The following is a 17,942-nucleotide window of genomic DNA, read 5'->3' as shown; positions in this document are numbered from 1 at the left end:
CAAGTTCCAAACAGAATTCAACACACTACACGAGGTCCTCGGAGCCTGCCTCTAGGAACCCGGTTGGAATCGTTGCAAGGAATTCCGAGAAGCCGCTCGAACCCGCTGGAACATGCAACAGCATTGCCTGGGCGGCTAGAGCTTCATCACCTTCCTGAATCGCGCGGGCAATTTTTAGGTGGTCTTGCAAGGACTTGCTGATTTGCGATTTGCTATGAAAGTCCCGGACACGGTAGCGCTGAATCAGTCGACGTGAATTTCGGATCAGTTCCGCCAAGTACTCGTTTCGACTTCCTGTGTAGATGACTTCATGGAACAAAGTATTGGCTACGGCGTACTCTGCCGCTCCATCATGAACCGCCGCTTCCTGACAACTGGCAATAGCGCTATCCAGTTCCCGCTTGAGTTTTTCATCTACCCGGCGAGCAGCAAGCTTCGCACAAAGTGATTCGAGTTCTCCCACTGATTCCATGATTGCCCGGACTTTGCTGACAGAGAGCCGGGCAACGCTAACCCCTTGCCTTGGTGCATTTTTGACCAGTTCTCTCGCAGCCAGTTGTTGCAGAGCTTCGCGTACGGGAGTGCGAGACACTTTGAATCGTGCGGCGAGTGCCCGTTCATCCAGCGGGGTTCCTGGCGGAAGACGGCCGCTCTCGATCTCTTCCTGCAGCGCAGAGCGAATCTCGCTGGCGCGGCCACCTCGTGGACGTCGGGCGTCCAATGCATTGGGCAGGTCGCTAGTGGGCATGGCTTGCTTGCCAAGTGATTGGTCCATATTACTACTCTTAATGTATTCAGAATTGTTTTTTTGGCATTCAAATATTGATCTCTACGAATGCTAACGATGGTTTTTGCGCCTCAGAAGTTACCTGATTTAAGCACATGGCTTCGCCAAGTGATAGCGCATTTTGCATCTTCGGTAGACCGGGGGCGGGATCTATTCCGACAACAAGTCGCTTTTCGGCGTTGTTGCTCGAAGCTAGCGGGGTTGTCATGGCTTGACGGACTTCGCTTTCAGCCTGCGCGTTGCCGTAGGGGTTGACGCCGATACCCCGCTTGACGATGACTTCAGGCTTCTGCCGCGCAGACTAGGAGCGGGTTTTCGTTTCCCCAGCACCACCAGAGTCAGGTGAGGGGTCATGTGCCAACGGTGGGGCGTGGCCTGTCGCCCATGCGTTGCCTGCATAAAAGCCATCGCGGGAGGGTGCACTGCCGGCTGGACGGGTTGATTTGGGCTCGGGCGGTTGGTTCTTGGGATCACTCGAAGACACCTGAACTTCATTATTTGGATATAAACAACACTAATGGTTATCCCTCATATTGTAATTTGTGTCCAAAGTATAAAGTTTGGTATTCAACAATATGAATTTTGTATTTAAATTTGGAGCGACTCATGAAAAATTGGAAGTTTTTGCCGGTCCCGTTCTTGCTGGCGGTGCCAATGATGGCGGGGGCGCAGTCGAGCGTGACTCTGTATGGTCTAGTTGATGTGGCCGTATCGGTACAAAACTTGGGCAAGGGCAACGTCAACAGCATGCAAGGGGGGAGTTACCCCAGTCGATTGGGGGTTAAAGGTACTGAGGATTTGGGCGGCGGACTTAGCGCTACATTTCAGCAAGAGGGTGACCTGAATGTTGACGCAGGAACTGGCAATGCAACTGGAGGCGGGTTCACTTTCTCCCGCATATCCCTTGTAGGCCTCAAAGGCAGCTTGGGCCAACTTGAAATGGGCCGAAGCTACACTCCAGCCTTTTTGGGGGCGCTCAATCATGACTATTCAGCCTACGGCTTTTACAACAGTCTGCTGACCTTCACGGCAATTCCGGGCGGCATAACGACCCGCTACAGCAACGGATTGTTCTATACGAGTCCTGATCTGTCGGGAGTGACGATGCGCGCAGCGGCGAGTCTCGGTGAGCGCAGCACGGCTCCGAAGACTGTTGGAAATGCATTCGGGCTATCCGCAGTATACAAAAAGGATAATTTTGGCCTAGATGCCTACTATCAAGTGGATCAGGTCGGGCTGCCCATTGGGGCTGCTACGCCGCTTTCTGCCGCCGGAAAGGTCCAAGCCGGTTTGGGAGGTCAATACACTGTGAGTGGCGTACGTCTTCTCGCCGGCTATGGACAGGTCAAGACGAACGGCTTGTCGGACAAGGTCACGGCTACAAACGTTGGCGTAGTTATTCCAGTCGGCGTTGGTCAGATCCTCGGGCAGATTATGAGGATCAACGGTTCTGCCGCGACAGGAGCGGCGCCGTCTGCGGTGGCTTGGGGTGCTGCATATCGCTATTTCATGTCCAAGCGCACGTCACTCTACGTTACCGCAGGGCAAACTAGGAACAACGCAACAGCGACCTATGCCTTGTTCAGTACTGTTCCCAATGTGCCCAGTGCGGCGGGCATTTCCCCAAGAGGGTTCGCCGTAGGCATTCAACACAGTTTCTAAGGACGGTTTTACGTGGGCATCTTCCGTAAAGCATGCTTTTGGGGAAACATCCGGATTTTGCGTAAAGAGGCCGGGTATGTGGCCTCCTTGGATTGAGCCGGAGCGCGCTCCAACCATTTGCGGGGGGCGTGTCGGTGAACTACCACGCGCTCAATGACTTTCGTGCTGGCAACGAAGCGCTGATGCACGAATTGCTCACGGACAACGTGGCCGCATTGGCCGCCATGGGTGCGATCAGTCTGGATCGGGTGGCGCAGGACGGGATGCGCGTGCGCGCCGACGCTGGTGCGGCCTGCTGCGAATGCCAGTGCGCGGCTTGGTCAAGGTCCGATCTGTGGTGGGCCTGTTCGTGCTGGCGCACAACCTGTTGCGTACGGCCGTGCTCGCGCCGCAACTCATTGGTTGGGTGTTGTGCGCCGAAAGTCATAGAAATGGAATAAGAATTATGGAGCTTCGTTGAATCTACTGTGATTTTTCAAGCCATCGCCAAGTTCAGCTTTCCACAATGAAACAGAATTCGTGCTCGGTAGTTGGTGAAGTTACGAAATCCACGGGCATTGGCTTTGATGAGTTGTATTGCACTATTGAAGCCTTCTGCACAGGCGTTGCTGATTCTGTGCTGACTGAAGTTGAGCAGCCCTTCTTCGTGGCGCCTGAGCATCTTGACGACCTTCTTGACTGGCTCCAACTTGCTGCGCATCGCGTTGTTCGACCATGCCTTGAAGAAGCGTTTGGCAGCACCCTTGTAGCTGTAGCTCCAGAACTGGGTGAAGTTCTCCTTGATGCACCAGGCCCTACTGGTTTTCAGATTGAGCTGGTTCAAGGCCGGGCTTGTCTGAATTTTTGTGTTCGAGGCGCTGGGTAGACTTGTCCACGGCGGCGGGCGTCGCTTGCGACGAACGACCGACGCGGTGGGCAAGTCGGTGCCACATCTTAAGCGGCCACCTTCGTGAAACGATCTTCATAGAGGATCGCAAATTGGTTCATCGCCTCCTTCCAATCCTTGGCCGCGCGACCCCAGTCCGCGGTGATGTTTCGCAGGGCCAGCCAGATCAGCTTGGAGGCCGCATCGTCGCTCGGGAAGTGCCCGCGGGTCTTGATGATTTTGCGCAGGCGCGCGTTGATGCTCTCGATGGCATTGGTCGTGTAGATCACCCGGCGGATTTGCGGCGGAAACACGAAGAACGGGATCACATGGCTCCAGGCCCGGCGCCAGGCGGCCACCACGGTAGGAAACTTCTGGCCCCAGGGGCCTTGCTCGAAGGCATCGAGTTCAGCCTGGGCCGCTTCGGCATTGGCAGCCGTGTAGATCGGCCGGATCGCCGCGGCCAGCAGCTTGCGGTCCTTCCAGCTGGCATAGGCCAGGGAGTTGCGAATCAGATGCACGATACAGGTCTGCAGCGTGGTGGCCGGAAACACCGCCGCCAAGGCCTCGGGCATGCCCTTCAAGCCATCGGTGACGGCGATCAGTATGTCACCCACGCCGCGGGTCTTGAGGTCGTTGAAGACTTTCATCCAGAACTTGGCGCCCTCGGTGCCCTCGATCCACAGCCCCAGGATGTCGCGCGTACCGTCGGGCAGCACCCCCAGGGCCAGGTAGATGGCCTTGTTGCGCACCACCGCGTCTTCCTTGATCTTCACGCGCAGCGCATCGAAGAACACCACCGGGTACAGCGGCTCCAGTGGCCGCGCCTGCCAGGCGGTGACCTCAAGCATCACAGCCTCGGTCACGCTGCTGATGAATTCGGCAGAAACGTCGGTGCCGTAGGACTCCAGCAGGAACCCCTGGATCTCGCGCATGGTCATGCCGCGCGCGTACATGGCGATGATGTGCTCGTCAAAGCCGGTGAAGCGCCGCTCGTGCTTGGGGATCAGGATCGGCTCGAAGCTGCCGTCGCGGTCGCGCGGCACCTCGATGCGCACCGGCCCTTCGCCGGTGAGCACGGTCTTGGCGCTCCTGCCGTTGCGTTGGTTCGCCGCAGGTTCGGGTTTGGCTGCGCCGGCAGCGTAGCCCAGGTGCTGGCCCAGCTCGGCGCCCATCACGCGCTCGATCAGGGCCTTCTTGAAGGCCATGGAGGCCGCATTCACGGCCTCCCCGGTCATCGGACCAGTGACAAACTGGTCAATCAGTTCCTTGGGTATCTTCGGCAGCGCCGCACTCCTGGCGGCGACGGCCGCATTCTTCAACTTCGTCTTGCTTGGCATAAATGGTCCTGTAGGTCATGTTTATGCCTCAAACACAAAATTCAGGACAGGCTCTCAAGGCCCGAAACGAAATGGCCTCAGCGCTACGGCCATCGGGATACTTCCTCAACCAAGCCCATTTGCTGCCCGTCAATGGCGACGTGCCTGCTTGGGAGAAGCTTCGGTGCTCCTTCTTTCTCACCGCATCCACTGCCTCGCCAAGGTACTTGGAGATATGAAACTTGTCATGCACGATGTCCGCTTGCGGCACGCATTGTCTGGCTGCACTCATGTACGCCGGCCACATGTCCATGGCCACCGCCTTGACCGACATGCGTTGTGCCGACGTGAGCGTTTCCAGCAAGCACACAGCCGCTTCAAGCTTTCGCTCTGGCACCAACTCCAGTACCCGCGAGCGGTCGATGTCCGTCAAGATGCTGGCGTAGGTGTGTCCCCTCTCGGAACCCTTCTCATCGATGCCAAGGTACGCAATCTCTTCCTCGGTACGCCGCAGCATGCCGCGCTCCACAGCGCTGACCATGATGGCGTTGACCGTGCTCCAGGACAGTCTGGTGAGCGTGCATACGGCCTGGGTGGTGGGACAGGCCTCAAGCAGTTTGATGACGAAGCCGGCCATCATGGTGGTGACCCGGCTGTAGCGTTCCGCCCAGGGGACCATCAACTCTTCGACGGTGCCGTCGCTGTATTTGAGTTGGGGAACGCGGGCTTTGATGATGGTCTCAAACTGGCAGGTGTCAAGGTGACGCCATTGGCGCTCGCTCCAGCCATTGATGTGTGCTCTCTTGGTCGCGTCTGTGGGGTCCGCCCAGACCTGCCCATTCTTCAACACGACTTCAACCACCACACGCTGGTCCGCCAAAGAAAGGTCTACCTTCTTGACCGACCAAGGCGTCTTCAATCCGAGAAGCTGTTCATACAGCGCCGTGTCTTTCATGTTGATTCTGATAACTTTGAAAAACTGAATTCTCTCGCACCGAGCAAAAAATCACAGTGGAATTGACGGAGAACCAGAATTATTAAAGCAATCCACAGTAGGCTCCGCCGTCGAGTTGCAAGCTTTGTCCGGTGATGAAACCGGATTTGGCGCTGCAAAAATAGGCACAAGCTGCGCCAAATTCAAAAGGGCTTCCAAACCTTTTTGCCGGTAGCGTATCAACTATTTGCTGCCGCGCCTGGTCCCGTGAAATTCCGTTTTCTCGCATCAGGCGCTGGGCCATGAACTCCTGACGAGGAGTATCAAACCTCTCGGGGAGGAGGTTGTTGATAGTCACGTTGTCGATGACGCATTCGCGCGAGAGCGCCTTGGACAATGCCGTCAGTCCTGCCCGCGCCGCCGTGGACAGCCCCATCGCCGGATGCGGCGACTTGACCATGGCCGAGGTGATGTTGATGATGCGTCCGAATTGACGTGCGCGCATGCCGGGAATCACGGCACGCATCAGCAGCGCCGCGGCCAGTAGGTTGCTCTCCAACGCGCCGATCCAGGCGGTATGGTCCCAGTCGGCCAACTGGCCGGGCGGTGGCCCGGCGTTGTTGTTGACCAAAATGTCCGGGTCTGGGCAGGCCGCCAGCAGGTCTTCGCGGCCCGCCTCGGTGTTGATGTCGGCCAAAACTGGCGCCACCGCGGCGCCGGTCAGGCGCCTCAATTCGGCCGCGGCCGCGAGCAGGCGCACTTCTGAGCGTCCATTGATGACGACGCTGCAGCCTTCGCTGGCCAGCGCCAGCGCACACGCGTAACCCAGCCCCTGCGAAGAGGCGCAGACGATGGCCGAGCGGCCCTGAATGCCAAGATCCATGCGGACGGCCTCTGATCGGGCTCAGGCGCCCGTCTGCAAGTCGGCAAAACACTTGCCTTCGCGAACCAGCTTTTCCAGCAGCGGTGCCGGCTGCCACCAGAAGCCGTCCTGCTTGTGGAAGCGTTGAATGTCGGCATAGACTTTGGCCAGCCCGATGCGGTCGGCCAGGTACATCGGGCCGCCATGGTGGGCCGGAAAGCCGTAGCCTGTGAGGTAGGTGATGTCGATGTCGCTGGGCCGCAGCGCAATGCCTTGCTCCAGCAGCTTGGCGCCTTCGTTGATCATGCCGTACAGACAACGCTTGAGAATTTCATCTTCTGACTTGGCTTGTCGCTTGATACCCATTCGGGCGGATTCTTGCACGATGAAGTCTTCAACCTCAGAATCGCGCTGCGCGGCGCGGTTGCCCTTTTCATAGCGGTACCAACCTTTGCCCACCTTCTGGCCGAGGCGGCCCAGATCGCACAGCTTCATAATCAAGTCATTCCAACGACGGTCATTAGGTCGTGTGGCCATTTGCGCCTTGCGGGTCTGGTAGCCCACATCGTTGCCCGCCATGTCGTGCACCGCAAAGATGCCCATGGCGTACCCAAACTTGGTTAGCACCTGATCCACTTCGTGTGGCAGTGCGCCGTCTTCGACGAGGAAATGTGCCTCGCGCGTGTAGTTGCGGAACAGCGCATTGCCGATGAAACCGGGGTAGATGCGTGCCAGCACGGCAATCTTGCCCATGCGCCGGCCCAGGTCCATCAGCGTGGCGATCACGTCGGGCGCAGTCTTGGTGGTGCGCACCACTTCCAGCAGCTTCATGATGTGCGCGGGGCTGAAGAAGTGCGCGCCCACCACGTCTTCGGGGCGCTGGGTAACAGCTGCGATTTTGTCCACGTCCAGGCCTGAGGTGTTGGTGGCCAGGATGGCGCCGGGCTTGGCCAGAGCGTCGAGCTGGCGGAAGATGTCCTGCTTCAGATCCATGTCCTCGAACACGGCCTCTATCACCATGTCGGCATCCTTCACGTCGACCATCTGCAGCGAGCCTGTGATGAGGGCCAAGCGCTGATCCATGTCGGCCTGTGCCAGCTTGCCGCGCTTGACGCTAGTGGCGTAGTTGTCCTTTACGCGTTCCAGGCCGCGTTCCAGCCCTTGCGCACTGGCGTCGATCAGCGTGACCGGGACGCCGATGTTGGCCAGCGACATGGCAATGCCGCCGCCCATGGTGCCGGCGCCGATCACTGCCACCTTGTGGATGGGGCGCAGGCGGAGCCCGGCGGGCAGGTCGGGAATCTTGGCGGCCTCGGCCGCGGCGAACTTGGCGTGAGCGAGAGCGCGTTCGCGCTCGGCATCGCTGACGGTGAACAGGTCGATGTTGTTCATGGTGTTTTCGCCTTATACCTTGGGGGCCTGAAGGGGCTTGGCGTTGCCTTCAACGAAGTCGCGCAGGCGCTGCTCCACTTCAGGCGGGCGCGCCATGGCCGAGTTGAGCTGCTCTACAAACAGGCCGTCATCGTGCGACATGTCGTTGATGCGGGGCAGCACGTTGATGATCTTCCAATTGGTCTCGACGGTATTCTGGGCAATGCGGTTGGCCAGTTCCTTGGCCTTGGCCAGGGCTTCACCGGCGGGGGTCACATAGCGCACCACGTGTTCTTGTAGGCCCTCGGCGGGCGAGAGCAGGCGGCCCGTGAGCATCATGTCCATCATTACGGTCGTGCCGACCACGCGCTGGATACGCACTGTGCCGCCACCGCCCACGAAGATGCCTCGCTGGCCTTCGGGGAGGCCGAAGAAGGCGGTGTCGTCGCACACGCGCAGGTGCGCTGCCGTGGCCAGTTCCAGTCCGCCACCGACCACGGCGCCGTGCAGCGCGGCCACAAACGGGATCGGACCGCGGGCGATCTGGTCGAACACCTCATGCCAGTTGTGGCGACGGCGCTTGCGCGACGGCTGCACCTTGCCGGTGGCGCGGGCCAGCGCTTCGGCCAGGTCCAGGCCGGCGCAGAAATTGCTGCCGTGGCCAAACAAGATCGCCACATTGGCCTCTTCATGGGCGTGCAGCACGGCGGTGCGCAGTTCGTCCACCAGGACGTCGTTGATGGCATTGCGTTTGCCGGGGCGGTTCAGGCCGATCAGGGCGACAGCGCCGTCCAGTTGGTAGGTGATCAGGGAGTCGCTCATAGTTGTTTTCTGTAAATGAAAAAATGGAAACAAGGGTTAAAGGTCGAGGATCAGCTTGGCACTCTTGGCACCCGAGCAGCAGATCATCATGCGGTTGTTGGCGGCTTTTTCGGCATTGCTGAGCACCAGGTCGCGGTGATCCGGCGTGCCTTCGAGCACACGCACCTCACAGGTTCCGCATACGCCCTCCTGGCAGGAGTACGGGGGCTCGATGCCGATATCCAGCAGGCTGTCCAGGATGGTTTGCCCGGCTCGCACGGCGACGCTCTTGCCCGAGCGTGCCAGCTCCACTATGAAGCCGCCTTCGGCGGCGGCACTTTCCTTGGCGGCGAAATACTCAAGATGCACCTGTGCCGGCGGCAGGCCGGCTGCCGCCAACTCGAAAGCGGTCAGCATGGGCAGCGGGCCGCAGCAATAGACATGCGCCTCTGGCGGCAATGTTTTCATGATCGCGGCCAGGTCCATGCGCTGGCCATCGGGCTCCTGGTCAAATGTGAAGCTCAATTCAACGTTGGGATCGTTGTGGTAGCCATGCAGGGCGTCCAGGAACGCCGCGTTGCGGCGGCTGCGGGCGGCGTAATACAGTTTCCAAGGCCGACCCAACTGCTGCGTGCGCGCAATCATGCTCATCATCGGTGTGATGCCAATGCCGCCGGCGATGAACACATTCATCGGGGCCTGCTCGTCGAGCGGAAAGTTGTTGCGCGGCGCGCCGATGGTCAGCGTGTCGCCCGCGCGCAGCACTTCATGCAAGTAACGCGAACCGCCTCGGCTCTGCGCGTCCTTGTTCACGCCGATTAGATAGTGGTGGCGCTCTTGTGGGTTGTTAAGCAGCGAGTAGCTGCGAATCAGCCCGTTGGGCAGGTGCAGGTCGATATGGGCGCCTGCCGTGAAGGCCGGCAACGCCTTGAGCGGGGGCATGGGCACCAGCTCAAAGCTCAGGATGCCATCGGCTTCGTAGGTCACAGCTCGGAAGCGGACCTGAAGGGTGTCGGTGGTGTTCACACGGTTTCTTTCGACAATGGGAATAGCTTAGAGATCGAGCACATTCATCCGTTGGATCTTTACACCCGTGGCGGCCTCATGGGCCTGCTGGACCCACTCGGGCTGGCCGACGTGAAAGATGAAGTGGTTGAGCAGCCGGCTCCACTTGGGATGGCGCTGGTAGTCGTGCAGCGGCAGTCCGTGCAGGAAAAAATCCCGCGAGTCGCTGGGCAGGCCAACTTGTTGGTTGGCTTGTGCATTGCGCAGTACGCCCTTGGGGTCGCGACCGCCACGCACGGCATCGATGTCCTCGAACAGCTGGCGGCGCAGCATGGCCACACCCCTGTCACTGGCACCCAGGTTTTCTTGCGTGCGGTCGGTGATGCGGCCCTGGCCCACCCAGGCGATGATGTCTTGGTTGATTACATGGCTGGTGATCCACCGCCCGGTTTCCGGATCCTTAATCGGGCTGACCCAAGTCGGGATGCTGGTTTGCACGAAGGGCTCGGCCTCACGCGGTACTCGGATGAAGGACCAGGTCACGCTCAGCGTGTTTTCGTCATCGACCGGCACGCGCCATTCAAAATGGTCGCCCAGGAAGAAGCCGTTCGGCCATAAGCAGACACGGCCGATGGTCCACAGGGGGTGTGTTGCGTCGGTGTCTTCGCTGATGCGCTTGTAGACAAAGCCATGCTCGATTTCCTCGAAATCCAGCTGCAGGTGCCTGGGGGCATAGCCCTCGGTGTGCCCGCGCAGGCGCCGGCTCCAGTTGGCATGCATCCATTCAAAATGCACCGGGTCAATCGAGTTCTCCTGGGTCTGCAGCCAGTTGCAGGGCACGTCCGAAAATACCGCCTGCACAAAGCCGTTGGCCCAGCTGAAAGCCTCCCAGTCGGGCAGTTCAGGCGCGGGTTCCGGCCCCATGTAGGCCCACAGCAGGCCGGCCTTGGGCTGCACACGGTAGGCTTTGAGGCGCACCTTGCACCTTTGCCGGGCCTGCGGGTCGGCCACTTCTTCATATGGTTGCTGGATGCAGCGTCCGGCATTGTCATACTGCCATCCGTGGTAGTTGCAGCGAATGCCGGTTTCCTCGACGTAGCCATAAGACAGGTCGGCGCGGCGATGGGCGCAGTGGCGGTCCACCAGGCCGTAGTCGCCGCCCAGATCCTTGAACAGCACCAGGTCTTCGCCCATCAGTCGCAAGGGTTTGACCGGATGACGCTCAAGGTCGTCGATCCCGGCCACCGGATGCCAGTGGCGTCGCAACACCTCGCCCATCGGCGTACCGGGGCCGACCTGAGTGAGTTGACGGTTTTTTTCTTCGCTCAACATGGGGAGGCTCCGCTTTGCAATAGCCTTTGTTGGCTTATTCCGGTTTGAAACCGGAAGCCTTGACGATGGGCTCCCAGGTGGCGAGTTCATCACGCTGGGCCTTGGCCATTTCCTGGGCGTTGCGGTAATGCGGCATTACCGCCAGGCGCGTCATCAGGTCGTCCTTGACCTGCGGATTGGCCAGGATTTTCTGCAGGGCCTGCTGTATGCGCGCAATCTCGGCCGGTGGTGTCTTGGCAGGTGCCCACATGGCGGTCCAGCCGTCGCCCGACGACACCTTGTAGCCCTGTTCGGCAAAGGTCGGAATGTCCGGCATCAGCTCGGAGCGCTTGTCGCTGAAGATCCCGAGCACGCGCAACTTGCCCGCGCGGTGCTGCTGGAGCAGATCGTCCATCAAGGTCACTGCGGCGGGCACTTGGCCACCGAGCAGATCAGTGATTAGCGGTGGCGTACCCTTATAGGGGATGACGGGTAACTGGATGCCAGCAGCCCTGGCGAATTGCACCCCCAGAAAATGGGTTTGGCCACCCAGACCGGGTGTGCCGAAGCACGCCTGCTTGGGGTGGGCTTTGACCCATTCCACAAACTCGCGCGCGTTGGTGGCACCAGTGTCCAAGCTGACACCCATGCCTAGTGGATAGGACACCAGGCCGGCCACCGGCGCGAAGTCGCGCCAGATGTTCCACTTGAGTTGAGAACCGAACACCAGCGTCTGGAAGGTCGGTGTGGCGTTTGGCGCTATCATATAAGTTAGGCCGTTGGGCGCGGCCTTCATCAAGGCATCAGCGGCCAGCCGCCCCCCCACACCAGGACGACTTTCAATGATCACGGGCTGGCCCAGCTCCTCACTCAACCTGTTGGCGATATAGCGCGCGATGGCGTCGGTGCCGCCACCGGGCGGCAGACCCAGCAGGATGCGGATCAAGGGCTTGTCCCGAGATTGCGCCCGTACCATGGGGGCCGCCATCACCAGCCCGGAGGCTAATAGCCAGCTTCTCCGGTTTAGCTTCATGTTTTTCTCCATCGTGTTTTGCGGAGGACGACAATGGCTTTACGCCGCGTCGGCCAGGCTGCGCCAGTCGCTGCCCGCCGGCAGCACGCCGCCGACCGACTTTACTTTTGTGTAGTCCAACTCTTGGCTGTCCGCTAAGGTGGGGGTCTTGCCGGCCATGAATTCGCGGGCCGCCTTCAGCAGCAGCTGACGGACCCGAACTACCGCCCCGTCAGCTGAGCACAGCTGCTCGTCGGTCCGGTCATGAATTGACCCCTGGCTCAGGAACATGGCGAAATCTTCGGTCCCCAAGTGCTGGGGAAAGCCGGTGGCGTGGCCACGCTTCATGATGTCCCGGTTCTGCCCCCAGTTGTCGTTGGGACTGCCGGGCGGCAGTGGCGGGAAATTCCACACATCGGGCGAGGCCGACATCACGGTCATGCCCAGCGGGCGGTTCGGATTGAAGTGCACGAACCAGGCGCGGTGCGTCACGTCGTCCACCGGGGTGGAAAAGAAAACTGTGGTCGGACCGTTGGTGTCCGGCGGGCAAATGACGCCGTACCAGGGCATGACGAAGTTGTTGACCCGGGCGTAAATCTTGTCGTCGGGCAACGCGCGAAGGGCGGCATAACGATAACCGTAGGGGCGCTCTTCAAATTCCAGCTTTGGTGCTAGCGCCTTCGTCATGTGCATGCGCTCATTGCCGCCGCCAGCGGTGATTTGGGTGGTGGATTCGTGCAATACGCCTACATGAGACGAATCCACTGTCGCTTCCACACCCTGTACCCAATTGGTAGGCACTTCGACGCAGGTGACCGAGCGCTGATGGGACGGTAGATTGACAAACGGCAAGTCGGGAAACTTAGGCGCAGAGTTGCCCTTGCCTAGCCAGACCCAGATGATGCCCCCACGATCCACTGCGGTGTAACGGTTCACGCGCACATGCGAGCAAAACTGCTCTTGGTCACCTGCGTGGTTGGGGGCTTCCACCACTTCGCCTTTAACGTTGAATTTCCAGCCATGGTAGAGGCAACGCAGGCCATTTTCTTCATTGCGGGCCAGCGCCAGTGAAGCCTTGCGGTGCGGGCACTGTTCGTCAAGAACGCCCACGCTGCCGTCGGTGGCCCGGAAGGCGACATAGTTGCCGCCCAGCAGGCGCACCCGCACTGGGGCTCCGTCAGCTTCGAGCTTGACCGACGGCACGGCCGGCAGCCAGTAATGCTGGCGAATCATTTCGCCCATCGGTGCGCCGTTCTCGACGCGGGTCAACAGTTCGTTGTCTTCTTTGCTCATGGACATGGCGGTCTCCTTATCGTGTGAAATGTGAAATTCGAAGCGGTTGGCTCAGCAGTCTTCGTCTTTGCGGAAGGCGAGCGGATAGACGCGGCGGCAATTGCATTCAAAAATGTTCTTGCGCTGCTTTTCGGTGAGCCACTCGATGCTGTCGATCACTGGTTTCATGTCGTCGTAGTCGCGGCCGCTGATCGGGTCACGCGAACTGCCGGTGCCAGGTTTTTCGGTGCCGAACAGCACGTTGTCGGTTCCTGCGACCTTGAGCAGCAGCTCGATCGCTTCCTTGCTGTAGTTGCAGGTGTCAAAGTAGAGATTCTTGAGCTGCTCGTCAAAGGTTTCCTTCTCGCCCTTGCGCACGTTCCAGGAGCGAAAGCGCCCCATCTGGTAAGGAATGGCGCCGCCGCCATGGGCGACCACGATTTTCAGGTCGGGGAAGGTGTCAAAGGTCTTGGCGCCCAGCAATGAAATGATGGCAATGCTTTCCTCGTTGATGAACTTCAGCGTGTACGACTCGCGGGCGCTGCAGCTGCCGGCCGAGTGGATCAGGCCGGGCACGTTGAGCTCGGTCATGGCCTGGTACAGCGGGTGCCAGAATGCATCACCCAGGCCCGGAGGATCGCCCAGACCTTCGGTCGGGTCCGGGTTGATCAGGCAGCCGACGAAGCCGAGTTCGTTGACGCAGCGCTTGAGTTCGGGAATGACGCGCAACTCCAGTGCCTCGTCCATGTACTGCGGCAGACCGGCCACGCCGCGGAAGCGGTCGGGGAACATGGCGACGACGCGCGAGATAAGGTCATTGCAGTGGGTGGTCCAGAGTTCGGTCACGCGACCGGGCTTGACCGAATGCATCTGCAGGTAGGGGCGCGGCGAGATGAATTGCACGTCGGTGCCGACGTTGTCCATGCTCTTGACCAGCTCCTCGGCCACCTTGCGCAGTGAGGTATCGGGAATCTTGGGCAGGGTGTTCGGGTTGGCGCGGCCGCCGATCAGTTCCGCCATGAAGCGAAAGCTCTCAGGCGGCATGACGATGTGGGCGTGTGAGTCGATGATCATTAGGTCTCCTTGACATTGTTGAGAGAGGGACGGGTGTTTTACTGGATGACGGCCATGGCTTCGAGTTGCAGCCACATGCCGTGCTGCAGGTCATAAACCAGGGTGTGGCGCGCCGGGCGGTCATGCGGGTCGGGAAAGCAGGCCAGCCATTCGGCATTGACGGCTTCGCGCACCGAGTTGTCCTTGATGTACACGGTGAGCTTGACCACGTCGGACAAGGCGCTGCCGCCAGCCTGGAGCAAGGTTCTCAGATTGGTAAAAGCCAGCTGGGCTTGCACGGCCGCATCAGGGGGTAGCAGACCGGTGGTGGCGTCCTTGCCCGAAATGGCGGATGAGCACAGCACGTTGCCCACGCGGGCGCCGGCCGGGATGGGAGCGTTGTGCGAGGCGCCGGGAACGTCAAGAGAGCGGGAAGAAGACATGCGTGGGTCCTGTGGGATGAAAGGTCTTATTGGTCTGAGTGTTCGTTGTCGAAAAAACTCATGGGCATGCGGGCCAGAAACTCCGAAAAGCCGGTAGAGCCTGCTGGCACATGCAGCAGCATGGCTTGCGCTGCCAGGGCTTCGTCACCGTCCTGTATGGCGCGGGCGACCTTGAGGTGGTCCTGCAGCGACTTGCTAATCTGTGCCTTGCTGTGAAAGTCCTTGATGCGGTAGCGCTGAATCAGCCGGCGCGCATTGCGAATCAGTTCGGCCAGATAGTCGTTGCGGCTGCCGGCGTAGATGGTTTCGTGAAAAAAGTGGTTGGCCAGGGCGTATTCGGCCGACCCACTCTGAACGGCAGCTTCCTGGCATTGCGAGATGGCATCGTCCAGATTGCGTTTGAGCTGGTCATCGACACGGCGTGCCGCCAGCTTGGCGCACAAGGATTCCAGCTCACCCGTAGTTTCCATGATGCAACGAATCTGGTTGATCGTCAGGCGCGCCACGCTGATGCCTTGACGCGACACTACGCGAACCAAGTCAAGTGCTGCCAATTGCACCAGGGCTTCACGAACCGGTGTGCGTGAAACCTGAAATCGGGCTGCTAGAGTGCGCTCGTCCAGCGGAGCACCGGGCGGCAGCTTGCCACTCTCGATTTCGTCCTGAAGTGCGGTACGAATCTCATTGGCGCGCCCGCCGCGTGGGCGCAACTCGTCCACGGTACCTAGCAGTTCAGCTTCAAAGGCAGATGAGGTATTTTCCATAAGCGTTGTTGAGTATACCAAAAAAATCATCATGGCATACAATGAATTTATATTTGTATTTAAGAAGCAAGATTCCGAATCTGGTCCATAGGGATTTCCATGCTTGCATCTGAGGCGGGCCATGTGGAGGTGATGCTGGGGCAAGCGGTTTGACCTTGTTTCGCTACATTTCAGTGCTTTAAATTTAGATTTTTGATAAATAAACACCAAAAAAAATAATTGGAGTATTGAAAGTACCATATTTGTATGCCACAATCAAATTGCATGATGCAAACTTGGGTTTTGGTCGGCATGCGATAGATAAATACCCCCTACAAAGGATTGACCCACATGAATCCGGCCCCAGAGAGTCCAGTGTTAGTTGTTTTGCCCATTGATCGCATTTTGACGCCGCGTTCAATAGCGATTGTTGGCGCCTCTGCGGACCCGCGCTCGTTTGGCGGTTTTGTTCTTGCCAATTTGGACCGCTTTGGCTATCACGGAGCGGTTCACCTGGTCAGCCGCAGTAGCGCTGAAATCAATGGGCGGCCTTGTGTCAAGACCGTCGCTGACCTGCCCGAGGGAATTGATTTGGCGGTGCTGGCAATTCCTGAGGGTGGTGTGCTGGAAGCGGTGCATCAGTTGGCGGCGCGCAAAACTGGGGCGGCCGTTCTCTTCGCTTCTGGCTACGCCGAGGCTGGCGAGGAGGGGCAGGCGAAGCAGCAGGCTTTGGCTCTTGCCTCGCGCGAGTCGGGCATTCTGTTGGTGGGGCCTAATTGCATGGGCTTCACCAATTATGCCGACGGCGTCCCTGTGACATTCGAGCCGATAGAGCCGTATGCGAAGGTCGGCCAACCGGGTGTTAGCGTCGTAGCGCAAAGCGGCTTCATGGCGGCGAATCTGCGCGATGGCCTGATCGGGCGCGGTCTGCCGATCGGTGCCATTTTTTCCACGGGCAATGAGGCGTCCGTAGGCGTCGAAGATGTGCTGGCTCACTACATTGGTGATCCGAAAACCCGTGTGATCTCGGTCTATGTGGAACAAATCCGTCGACCCAAGCTGTTCCTTCAATTGGCGGCTCAGGCGCGCGAAGCTGGCAAGCCCATCGTTCTCTTGATGCCGGGCCGCAGTGCCCGGGCGCGCGAAGCAGCTCAGTCGCACACCGGGGCGCTGGTGGGCGACCACGCCACAGCCACCACGCTGCTGCAGCGCGAAGCTGTGGTGATGGTCGGGTCGCTCGACGAACTGTTCGATACCATCGCCATCCTTCTGCGTTACCCCGCACCGCCCACGGGCGGCGTGGCTTTCATGACCGGCTCGGGCGCCATGAAAAACATTGCGTTGGATTTTGCTGACGACATAGGCCTGCACTTGCCTCGCCTAACCGAAGCCACCACGCAGCGCTTGAAAGACATGCTGCCCAGCTATGCAGTCGCAGAGAACCCCTTGGACTACACCACGATCGGCGTGCGCCAGCCCGGGCTGATTGGCGAAATCCTTGAAACCATCCTTGCCGATGAGCCCGTTGGCAGCATCGTACTCAGCATTCCAGCCGGCCCGGCCATGGCACAGCGCGACAAGGCAGAACATATTGTGCCCGCGCTCGCCCGAGCTACTAAGCCGGCCGTACTGGTGATCACAGGTGACGGTGGCCCAATGGAGTCTTTTTTTCTTGAGGCGATTCGGTCAAGCGGTGTGCCTTTCTTTCGCTCCACTGACCGCGCGTTGCGGGCCTTGGGTCGGGTGGCAGGGTATACAGAAGCGCTACAGCGAGCGGCCCGCGCGACACGCGACACCCCCGCTGCGCTGTCGCTGCCGGGCTTTGTACCAGCTTCAGGTGTGTTCGCAGAATACCAGGGGAAGTCCTGGTTGGCGCAAGCCGGACTCGCGATCCCGAAAGGAGCGCTTGCGCGCAGTGCCGATGACGCCGTGCGGATTGCAAATGATATTGGCTACCCGGTGGTGATCAAGGCGCAGGCCAGTGAACTGCCGCACAAGAGCGATGTTGGGGGGGTGATCGTAGGCCTGGCAGACGAAGCTGACCTGCGAGAAGGATGGCAGCGACTACATGCCAATGTCACTCGACACAAGCCGGACCTGCAACTCGACGGTGCGTTGGTCGAAGCGATGGGCCCTCGAGGCCTGGAGCTGGTGGTTGGCGCGAAGCGGGACGCCGAGTGGGGGCCGGTGGTGTTGGTTGGGCTGGGCGGTATCTGGATCGAGGCGCTCAAGGACGTGCGCCTGCTTCCTGCCGACATGGCCGAGGACGACATTGTGGTTGAACTGGGCCGCCTGAAAGCTGCCGTTGTGCTGCAAGGCATTCGGGGCGCAGCCGCAGTTGATTTGCGTGCCATTGCCCGCGTGGTGGCACTGGTCGGTGCGCAAATGCGCGCCAATCCGCAGATCACCGAAATCGATATCAATCCACTGGTGGCTTACCCGGTGGGCTCTACCCAACCGGTGTTGGCGCTGGACGCACTTGTCGTCGTCGCACCCGCTTGA

14 protein-coding genes and 3 pseudogenes are annotated in these 17,942 nt (G+C 59.7%); 3 read left to right on the top strand and 14 right to left on the bottom strand.

Features of this window, described 5'->3' with window-relative positions:
* Window positions 1-25: 25 nt before the first annotated feature.
* Window positions 26-775, bottom strand: coding sequence for a GntR family transcriptional regulator (locus B0E49_RS11520; protein WP_286137947.1), 750 nt, complete (start codon window positions 773-775; stop codon window positions 26-28).
* A gap of 618 nt (window positions 776-1,393) precedes the next feature.
* On the opposite strand from B0E49_RS11520, the gene B0E49_RS11515 reads away from it, so the two are divergent.
* Entirely contained in the window at window positions 1,394-2,449 is a 1,056-nt protein-coding gene (locus B0E49_RS11515; RefSeq protein ID WP_077562347.1) for a porin, read from the top strand.
* A 119-nt stretch (window positions 2,450-2,568) separates the two neighbouring features.
* A pseudogene (locus tag B0E49_RS20200) lies at window positions 2,569-2,742 on the top strand (IS5/IS1182 family transposase); the annotation flags it as partial.
* Between the two features lie 182 nt (window positions 2,743-2,924).
* On the opposite strand, the pseudogene B0E49_RS11505 reads toward B0E49_RS20200, so the two are convergent.
* The 13 genes and pseudogenes from B0E49_RS11505 to B0E49_RS11445 all read right to left on the bottom strand — a co-directional run.
* Window positions 2,925-3,275, bottom strand: a pseudogene (locus tag B0E49_RS11505) (transposase); the annotation flags it as partial.
* Between the two features lie 107 nt (window positions 3,276-3,382).
* Window positions 3,383-4,654 (bottom strand): IS256 family transposase, encoded by a 1,272-nt coding sequence (locus B0E49_RS11500; RefSeq protein WP_077562344.1) that lies wholly within the window; start codon window positions 4,652-4,654, stop codon window positions 3,383-3,385.
* 55 nt (window positions 4,655-4,709) lie between these two features.
* Window positions 4,710-5,588 (bottom strand): annotated as a pseudogene (locus tag B0E49_RS11495) (ISL3 family transposase); the annotation flags it as partial.
* An 82-nt stretch (window positions 5,589-5,670) separates the two neighbouring features.
* Complete coding sequence (locus tag B0E49_RS11490) at window positions 5,671-6,450, bottom strand: SDR family oxidoreductase (protein WP_077562343.1); 780 nt, start codon at window positions 6,448-6,450, stop codon at window positions 5,671-5,673.
* A gap of 21 nt (window positions 6,451-6,471) precedes the next feature.
* Window positions 6,472-7,821, bottom strand: a complete 1,350-nt coding sequence (locus B0E49_RS11485) for a 3-hydroxyacyl-CoA dehydrogenase (RefSeq protein ID WP_077562342.1) — start codon at window positions 7,819-7,821, stop codon at window positions 6,472-6,474.
* Between the two features lie 12 nt (window positions 7,822-7,833).
* A complete protein-coding gene (locus B0E49_RS11480; protein WP_077562341.1) occupies window positions 7,834-8,622 on the bottom strand; it encodes a crotonase/enoyl-CoA hydratase family protein in 789 nt (262 codons plus the stop codon).
* A 36-nt stretch (window positions 8,623-8,658) separates the two neighbouring features.
* Window positions 8,659-9,627 (bottom strand): PDR/VanB family oxidoreductase, encoded by a 969-nt coding sequence (locus B0E49_RS11475; protein WP_286137946.1) that lies wholly within the window; start codon window positions 9,625-9,627, stop codon window positions 8,659-8,661.
* Between the two features lie 27 nt (window positions 9,628-9,654).
* On the bottom strand, window positions 9,655-10,938 hold the full coding sequence (locus tag B0E49_RS11470) for an aromatic ring-hydroxylating oxygenase subunit alpha (RefSeq protein ID WP_077562340.1): 1,284 nt from the start codon (window positions 10,936-10,938) through the stop codon (window positions 9,655-9,657).
* A 34-nt stretch (window positions 10,939-10,972) separates the two neighbouring features.
* Window positions 10,973-11,950 (bottom strand): tripartite tricarboxylate transporter substrate-binding protein, encoded by a 978-nt coding sequence (locus tag B0E49_RS11465; protein ID WP_077562471.1) that lies wholly within the window; start codon window positions 11,948-11,950, stop codon window positions 10,973-10,975.
* Between the two features lie 39 nt (window positions 11,951-11,989).
* The gene (locus B0E49_RS11460) at window positions 11,990-13,228 is read right to left on the bottom strand and encodes a Rieske 2Fe-2S domain-containing protein (RefSeq protein ID WP_077562339.1); all 1,239 of its coding nucleotides are present in this window, start codon (window positions 13,226-13,228) and stop codon (window positions 11,990-11,992) included.
* Window positions 13,229-13,273: 45 nt separating this feature from the next.
* A complete protein-coding gene (locus B0E49_RS11455) occupies window positions 13,274-14,275 on the bottom strand; it encodes an amidohydrolase family protein (protein ID WP_077562338.1) in 1,002 nt (333 codons plus the stop codon).
* Window positions 14,276-14,313: 38 nt separating this feature from the next.
* Complete coding sequence (locus B0E49_RS11450; protein WP_077562337.1) at window positions 14,314-14,697, bottom strand: RidA family protein; 384 nt, start codon at window positions 14,695-14,697, stop codon at window positions 14,314-14,316.
* 26 nt (window positions 14,698-14,723) lie between these two features.
* Window positions 14,724-15,494: a GntR family transcriptional regulator gene (locus B0E49_RS11445; protein ID WP_286137943.1), complete on the bottom strand. Its 771-nt coding sequence runs from the start codon at window positions 15,492-15,494 to the stop codon at window positions 14,724-14,726.
* A gap of 297 nt (window positions 15,495-15,791) precedes the next feature.
* Here B0E49_RS11445 and B0E49_RS11440 point away from each other — a divergent pair, with 297 nt between their 5' ends.
* Window positions 15,792-17,942 carry an acetate--CoA ligase family protein gene (locus tag B0E49_RS11440; RefSeq protein WP_077562335.1) on the top strand — a complete coding sequence of 717 codons (2,151 nt, stop codon included), beginning with the start codon at window positions 15,792-15,794 and terminating at the stop codon, window positions 17,940-17,942.

The sequence above is a fragment of the Polaromonas sp. C04 genome (genome assembly GCF_002002705.1).
Classification (GTDB): Bacteria; Pseudomonadota; Gammaproteobacteria; order Burkholderiales; family Burkholderiaceae_C; genus Rhodoferax_A.
Note: the sequence above shows the minus strand (reverse complement) of the source record. Positions and strands in the feature narration are given on the sequence as shown.

What these genes read in the sequence shown, in the direction of transcription:
- B0E49_RS11465 (WP_077562471.1), bottom strand. Translation starts at nt 11,950, where the DNA reads ATGAAGCTAAACCGGAGAAGCTGGCTATTAGCCTCCGGGCTGGTGATG.
- B0E49_RS11440 (WP_077562335.1), top strand. Translation starts at nt 15,792, where the DNA reads ATGAATCCGGCCCCAGAGAGTCCAGTGTTAGTTGTTTTGCCCATTGAT.
- B0E49_RS11450 (WP_077562337.1), bottom strand. Translation starts at nt 14,697, where the DNA reads ATGTCTTCTTCCCGCTCTCTTGACGTTCCCGGCGCCTCGCACAACGCT.
- B0E49_RS11455 (WP_077562338.1), bottom strand. Translation starts at nt 14,275, where the DNA reads ATGATCATCGACTCACACGCCCACATCGTCATGCCGCCTGAGAGCTTT.
- B0E49_RS11520 (WP_286137947.1), bottom strand. Translation starts at nt 775, where the DNA reads ATGGACCAATCACTTGGCAAGCAAGCCATGCCCACTAGCGACCTGCCC.
- B0E49_RS11515 (WP_077562347.1), top strand. Translation starts at nt 1,394, where the DNA reads ATGAAAAATTGGAAGTTTTTGCCGGTCCCGTTCTTGCTGGCGGTGCCA.
- B0E49_RS11485 (WP_077562342.1), bottom strand. Translation starts at nt 7,821, where the DNA reads ATGAACAACATCGACCTGTTCACCGTCAGCGATGCCGAGCGCGAACGC.
- B0E49_RS11490 (WP_077562343.1), bottom strand. Translation starts at nt 6,450, where the DNA reads ATGGATCTTGGCATTCAGGGCCGCTCGGCCATCGTCTGCGCCTCTTCG.
- B0E49_RS11500 (WP_077562344.1), bottom strand. Translation starts at nt 4,654, where the DNA reads ATGCCAAGCAAGACGAAGTTGAAGAATGCGGCCGTCGCCGCCAGGAGT.
- B0E49_RS11460 (WP_077562339.1), bottom strand. Translation starts at nt 13,228, where the DNA reads ATGTCCATGAGCAAAGAAGACAACGAACTGTTGACCCGCGTCGAGAAC.
- B0E49_RS11480 (WP_077562341.1), bottom strand. Translation starts at nt 8,622, where the DNA reads ATGAGCGACTCCCTGATCACCTACCAACTGGACGGCGCTGTCGCCCTG.
- B0E49_RS11470 (WP_077562340.1), bottom strand. Translation starts at nt 10,938, where the DNA reads ATGTTGAGCGAAGAAAAAAACCGTCAACTCACTCAGGTCGGCCCCGGT.
- B0E49_RS11445 (WP_286137943.1), bottom strand. Translation starts at nt 15,494, where the DNA reads ATGATGATTTTTTTGGTATACTCAACAACGCTTATGGAAAATACCTCA.